Source organism: Chrysiogenia bacterium, assembly GCA_020434085.1.
In the GTDB taxonomy this organism is placed as follows: domain Bacteria; phylum JAGRBM01; class JAGRBM01; order JAGRBM01; family JAGRBM01; genus JAGRBM01.
In genome coordinates this window covers 1-6,337 of record JAGRBM010000403.1, presented here as the reverse complement: position 1 = coordinate 6,337, position 6,337 = coordinate 1, and the positions used below count along the sequence as shown (strand labels likewise).

General features: G+C 62.4%; 6 protein-coding genes. 4 read left to right on the top strand and 2 right to left on the bottom strand.

Translation table 11 applies throughout. The features are described 5' to 3' along the window. Positions 1-114: 114 nt before the first annotated feature. Positions 115-678, top strand: coding sequence for a hypothetical protein (locus KDH09_13880; protein ID MCB0220785.1), 564 nt, complete (start codon positions 115-117; stop codon positions 676-678). 94 nt (positions 679-772) lie between these two features. On the opposite strand, the gene KDH09_13875 is transcribed toward KDH09_13880, so the two are convergent. Both KDH09_13875 and aroB read right to left on the bottom strand, forming a co-directional pair. After that, positions 773-2,281 carry an Hsp70 family protein gene (locus tag KDH09_13875; GenBank protein ID MCB0220784.1) on the bottom strand — a complete coding sequence of 503 codons (1,509 nt, stop codon included), beginning with the start codon at positions 2,279-2,281 and terminating at the stop codon, positions 773-775. 121 nt (positions 2,282-2,402) lie between these two features. Continuing rightward, complete coding sequence (gene aroB, locus KDH09_13870) at positions 2,403-3,527, bottom strand: 3-dehydroquinate synthase (GenBank protein MCB0220783.1); 1,125 nt, start codon at positions 3,525-3,527, stop codon at positions 2,403-2,405. 244 nt (positions 3,528-3,771) lie between these two features. Here aroB and KDH09_13865 point away from each other — a divergent pair, with 244 nt between their 5' ends. Genes KDH09_13865 through KDH09_13855 form a run of 3 tightly spaced genes read left to right on the top strand, consistent with a single transcriptional unit; the run spans position 3,772 to position 6,315 of the window. After that, positions 3,772-4,665, top strand: coding sequence for a hypothetical protein (locus KDH09_13865; protein MCB0220782.1), 894 nt, complete (start codon positions 3,772-3,774; stop codon positions 4,663-4,665). A 33-nt stretch (positions 4,666-4,698) separates the two neighbouring features. Beyond that, complete coding sequence (gene dctP / locus KDH09_13860; protein ID MCB0220781.1) at positions 4,699-5,724, top strand: TRAP transporter substrate-binding protein DctP; 1,026 nt, start codon at positions 4,699-4,701, stop codon at positions 5,722-5,724. After that, positions 5,725-6,315, top strand: a complete 591-nt coding sequence (locus tag KDH09_13855; GenBank protein ID MCB0220780.1) for a TRAP transporter small permease — start codon at positions 5,725-5,727, stop codon at positions 6,313-6,315. It begins immediately after the preceding gene. The last annotated feature ends 22 nt before the right edge of the window (positions 6,316-6,337 follow it).

Sequence of the window (6,337 nt, the reverse complement as noted above, 5' to 3'; positions counted from 1 at the left end):
CACGTTCAAGCTTCCGTCATCCCGAGCGCAGCAGAGGAATGACGAGCAACGTGGACGTGGACGTGGACGTGGACGTGGACGTGGACGTGAAGAATGAACCACAGATGGCCACGGATGAACACGGATAACAGGATTCTGGCGGCGTCGATGCCGTTAGTTTATGCTCAAAAGATGGAAACCACTCCGAAATCGGAGATTGCGACGACCACCGAGCGCCCGCGCGCTGTTACTTGGGCCTGTTGGTTGGCTTGGGTGCTGCTCGCCATTGATGTATTTGATACGATTCACACAACAGGAGGGTTGCTGCCGGGATACGTTTCATTTCGCTTGATGCCCACAGTCGTCGAAGCCTATGTAATCCTGCAGTTGGGTCGAGGACAACGCTGGGCTCGAGATGGCTATGTGACATTGGCGGCTATCGCGGCACTGGCATTTGTTACAGTCTCCGTCCTCGCAATCTTTGGCACCCATCGGCAGCCAACTTCGGAGTGGGTTGTCGACACATCTGTGTTTATCAGCATTCTGATGCTGCTCTACTGGCTGACCGGACCGAACGCGAACATGTGGTTCGCCCGGCAGCCGAAGCGCCTGCTTCTGTCTTTTGCGGTGGCGTCTGCAATAGTGGCACTCACGTTCCTGCCGGTTCTGGTCGCGATGGTTCAGGAACTATTCCTCTAGTGGCAATTGCTCACTGTCTATAAGGCCCCAACAAGGCCCCCCCCAAAAAAAGCGGCCCCGTCGGGGCCGCTTTTCGTTTCGGTGATTGATCGGCTCAGTTGCCGCGCAGGTCGAGGGTGGTTTCCTGTTCCTGGCCGGTGTCGCGGTCCTTGGCTGTGACTTTGAGGATGCCTTCTTCCGAGAGGTGGAAGATCGCCTCGATCTTGGGCTCGCCCTTGGGGGCGGCGCGGATTCCCTGGAAGCAGAAGTTGCCGAGGATCTCGTTGTTGAGCGCGTTCTGGGACTCGCCCTGGCGGATCTGGATCTGGATCTGCGACTGATTGTCCTTGCTGGTGGTGAAGATCTTGCTCTTGGCGTTGGGGATCGAGGTGTTCTTCTCAAAAATCTTGAGGAACTGGCCGTTGGGAAGCGCGATACCGATTGAGATGGGCACCACGTCCAGGAGCTGCACCTTGATGGTGGAGCCCGGCTCGCTCGAGTGGGCGAGGATGGCGGCGCCGATGGCGACGGCCTCGTCGGGGTTGACCGCCTTGGCCGGGGCGCGGCCGAAGTAGTCGTGGACGCGCTGCTGCACCAGCGGCATGCGCGTCATGCCGCCCACCAGCAGGATGTGACCCACCTGGTCCTTGGTGAGCTTGGAGTCTTCGAGCACCTGCTCGACGATGCGGAAGCTCTTGTCGACGAGGTCCTTGGTCAGGCCCTCGAGAATCGCGCGGGTGAGCTTGAGATCGATGTTGAGCGCGTTGCCCGCCTCGTCGGTCGTGACGTAGGGGATGCTCAGCGGATATTCCTCGACGCTCGAGAGATCGATGCGCGCCTTCTCGGCACCGTCTCGAATGCGCTGCACGGCAATGGCGTCGTTGGAGAGGTCCTTGCCGGTCTCGTCCTTAAACTTCTTGAGAACGTAGGAAATGATCCGGTCGTCGAAGTCCACGCCGCCCAGGAAGGTGTTGCCGCCGGTGGCCATCACCTCGAACACGGGGCCGCGCACCGCGCAGACGGACACGTCGAAGGTGCCCCCGCCCATGTCGTAGATCAGGACTTTTTCGTTGAGATCGCGCCCGAAACCGTAGCCGATAGCTGCGGCGGTGGGCTCATTGATGATGCGAACGATTTCGAGGTCGATCTGCTCGCCGGCGCTCTTGACACTCTGGCGCTGGCGGTCGTTGAAATAGGCCGGGACGGTAACGACGGCCTTCTCGACGCGCTCGTTCAGGAATTCCTGGGCGTAGTTGCGCATCCGGTTGAGGATGCGCGCGGCCACGTCCGAGAGCGAGAACTTCGAGCCCGCCATGGTGATCTGGACGTTGCCCGAATTGTCTTCTTCGAGCTCGTACTTGAAGTGGCGGCGGATGACCTGGGTGGTCCGAGAATCGTATTTCCGGCCGATCAGGCGCTTGGTTCCATGGATGGTATTGAGCGGGTTGATGACGCTCTGGCGCTTGGCCTCGTGGCCAATGAGCTCATTGCCCTTGTTGTCCACGGCAATCATCGACGGCACCGTATTGGCCGATTTACAGGGAATTACCACGGGCTTGCCGTCGATAACCACGGCGGCACACGTGTACGTCGTCCCCAGATCGATGCCGATGATCCTGCTCATAGATGAAACTTCGGGAGCGGGCGGAGCCTTCACCTTACGCGCCTGAGGCGCAATATCCTCATTTGTTCATCAGAACTTGGAAACAATACTAGGCGGCCCGGACGCATCTAGCAACCCGATATTACTCGCTTTTTTGCCCGGCCCGGATTCGCGCGAGGGCGCGGCGGACCGCCGCCGGATCGGGCGCCAGGCTCCAGTTGCCCTCGCCCGGCGACATGGCGCCGATTTTCATGGGCAAACTGTAACGAACCTTGCCGGCGCGGGCTTTTTTGTCGCCCTTCGCCGCGCGCAGCAGTGCCGCCGGGGAAACTCCCTTGAGCGCGCGCTCAAGCGGGTATGCGCGCCCGCAGACCTCAATGATTCGCACCGCGTCAGAGGCGCCGAGCAGTCCGATTTCCTCGGCCAATGCCGCCTCGACGGCGAGGCCCACCCACACGGCCTCGCCATGGAGCAGCTTGAAGTTTCGCACCAGCTCCAGGGCATGGGCAATCGTGTGACCGAAGTTGAGAATCTGGCGGTAGCCATCCTCGCGCTCGTCCTTGGAGACCACCGCCGCCTTGATCCGGCAGGAATCGGCCACCCCGCGGGCGATCACCTTCGGATCGCCGGCCAGCAGACCCCCGAGATTCTTCTCCATATAGGAGAAGAGGGGCGCATCGGCGATGATTCCGTGCTTGACCACCTCCGCCGCCCCGGCGCGGATTTCACGTGGGGGAAGCGTGCCCAGCACCTTCGGATCCACGATCACACACTCGGGCTGCCAGAACGCGCCCACCAGGTTCTTGCCCGCCGGGGTATCGACGGCCGTCTTACCGCCCACGGCGCTGTCGCTCATGGCGAGCAGCGTCGTTGGCACCTGCACAAAGGGAACGCCCCGGTGCAGGGTGGCGGCGACGTATCCAACGAGATCGCCCACCACCCCGCCGCCCACGGCAACGAGCAGGCTGTCGCGCCCGTAACCGGCGGAGAGTAACTGGTCCTCGATCTTGTCCTTGGTGGCGCGGGTCTTGTGGCGCTCCCCCGCGGGGAAACGAATGAGCCGCGTATTCGGACGCTTCTTCTGGAGCGCCTTTGCCAGGGCCTCACCATAAAGGCGACTGACACGCGAGTCAGAGATCACGGCGATGCGGCGCCTGCCCGCGACCTTCTCGATCATCGCCGGCGCGCGCGCAAGCAGGCCCGGCCGAATCTCGATCGGATAGGAAGAGGCCTTCGTGGCCGGAAGCTGGACTTCAACCCGTGGCATGGTGCACCGCCTTGCGACCTCATGGGTAAAAGATTCTGAGGGGCCCGGCAAGGGGCGCCTCCAATGCGTGTTCAGGGGGCTCCGCCATTGCGGGCGCGCGCATCCTGGTGGTAGCATGCTTTGCATTCAAACCGATTGGCCCAACTGGGGAGTCACACCGGGCGGGGTGACCCACGGGCCTTCACAACGCGTATGAGCCGCCGGGCTCAGTCGCCTGGCACCACCCGCCCGAGGGATGATGTTCATGCTCAAGCCTCGTCGCACGCTCCACCTGGCAACGCTCTTCACGCTGGGCGCCCTTGCGCTCGGCTCGCTCTCGGCCTGCGCCCCCAAACGCGCGAAGCTTCCCTACATTGAAGTGCCGCCCGGCGCGGGCAAGGCCGAGGCCGCCGCGCTTATCGAGGAAGGCAACGCCGCCTTCCGCAACCGCCACGAGCGCGCGCAGCTCGAGCTGGCCAAGGACAAGTTCGAGCAGGCCCTTGCCATCGACCCCCGCCATCCGGGCGTGGGGGGCCAGCTCGCGTGGATCTATTTCATCCTGGGCGAGTACTATACCGACAAGGACGATACCGAGACGCGCAAGAACTACTACCATGTGGGCCGCGAGTACGCGCTCAAAGGCCTGGAAGCCAATCCGAAGATGCGCGAGATCCTCGAGAACGACGGCGACATCCGCGACGCCCTTCCCTTCGCGACCATCGACGACGTGCCCGCGCTCTACTGGGGCGCCATCGACTGGGGCCGCTGGGGCCAGCTCGTCGGACTCATTCGCATGGGCCTGGACATCCCCAAGATCAAGGCGATGAATGACCGGGTCATGGAACTCGACGAGAGCTACCTCGAATACTCGGTTCACCGATTCTACGGCGTCTATTACGTGGAGATTCCCGTCGGCAAGGACCCCGAGAAATCGCGCGAGCACTTCGAGATCGCCATTGCAAAATCCAAAGCCCTCACGACCAAAGTGCTGATGGCCGAGTATTACGCCACCTTCATGGACGACCGCGAGCTCTACGTCCGCCTGCTCAACGAAGTCGTCGCGGCAAAGCTCGACCCCAACGACCCGCTTCGCCTGGACGACGAGCATGCCCAGCAATACGCGCGCGAGCTGCTCGATGAAGTCGACGACATTTTCTAGCGGCTCTCGAAGCCCCACGGAGGAACCCGCCCCATGAAACGAGCCCTGATTGCATTCATTTGCGCCGTAGTGGTGAGCCTGGCACTCAGCGCGCAGCAGAGCGCCGATGCGGCCGAGCGCTACAAGCTCAAGTTCGCCACGCTGGCCCCGGCGGGAACGCCCTGGTCGGACGTGCTCGATGACTTCAAGAAACGCGTCGAGAAACAGACCGACAAGTCGATCCGCGTGAAGACTTATCTCAACGGCATCCTGGGCGACGAGCGCGCGATGCTCGAACAGATGAAGTTCCACAAGATCACCGGCGGCGGCTTTACCTCCGGCGGCATTTCCACCGTGGTGCCCGAGCTCCAGATCGTGGAGCTGCCCTACCTGTTCAAGAACTACGAAGAGATCGACTACATCCTCGACGAAGTGCTCTGGAAGGAAATGCAGCAGCGCTTCGAAGCGCAGGGCATTTATCTTTATTCCTGGGCGGAGAACGGCTGGCTGGATTTCGGCTTCACAAACAAGCGCGTCGATTCCTGGGAAGCGCTTAAGGGCCAGAAGGCCTTCGCGCAGGAATCGGACGTCGCCATCGCCACGCTGGAGGCGCTGGGCGCCGTGCCCGTTCCGCTCGCCGTCCCCGACGTGCTCTCGAACCTGCAGACGGGCCTCATTACCGCCTACTCCACCACGCCCATCTACGGCATCGCCGGGCAGTGGTTCACGCAGACCAAATACTGGTGGGATACCGGTCACATCTACCAGCCCGCGGCCGTCGTCTTCGACCTGCAGTTCTGGAACGAGCTGCCCGAGGAATACAAGAAGATCATCCTGGGCTTCCGCGATGAACTCCAAACCGCCGCGCGCACCCGCGTGCGCGGCATCGACGAGGGCATCCTCAAGGGATTCAGGGAACAGGGGATCGAAGTGATTCCCATGAGCGATGCCGAGCGCGCGAAGATGAGCAACGTCTCCGAAACGGTCGCGAAAAAGCTCATCGACAAGGGCGTCTTCAAGCAGGAGCTCTGGGACAAGGTGAAGAAGTCCCTCGCAGAGTTCCGCGCGCGGAAGAAATAGTTGAACGCAATCCTGGAGAAGCTTCGCCGCTTTGACGAGCGCCTGGCCGCGGCCGAGCGCGCGCTCATGGTGGCGTGCATCGCCGCAATGCTCATTCTCTCGGCGGGCCAGGTGGCGCTGCGCTTCTTCGCCGGCGGCTTTGCCTGGGCCGACCAGCTCGCGCGCTTCCTCGTGCTCTGGAGCGCCCTGCTCGGCGCGGCGCTGGCCACCCGGCGGCGCAAGCACATCACCATCGACGTCATCACGAAGAGCCTCTCCGAAAAGGGCCGCGCCGTGGTCGGCATCGCCTCCGGCGCGGTGGGCGTTCTGGTCTGCGCCTGCCTGCTGATTGTCTGCTGGGACTACGTGGCCGTGAATTTTGGCGACGGCACCGAGGCCACCACCATTGCCCTGCCCATCTGGATCGTGCAGGCGGTGCTGCCCTATGGCTTTACAAGCATGGCGCTGCGCTTTGCCATGGGGCTTCTCGAAGACGTGCAGGGCATCCGCACCGGGGATTTTTCCTACCAGCACCGCTTCGATGACGAGGCCGACATCCACGCCGCCGAGCTGGCCGCGCGCCAGCTTGAACGCAAGGAGGGCACATCCTGATGTGGACAGCCCTCCTGCTGGT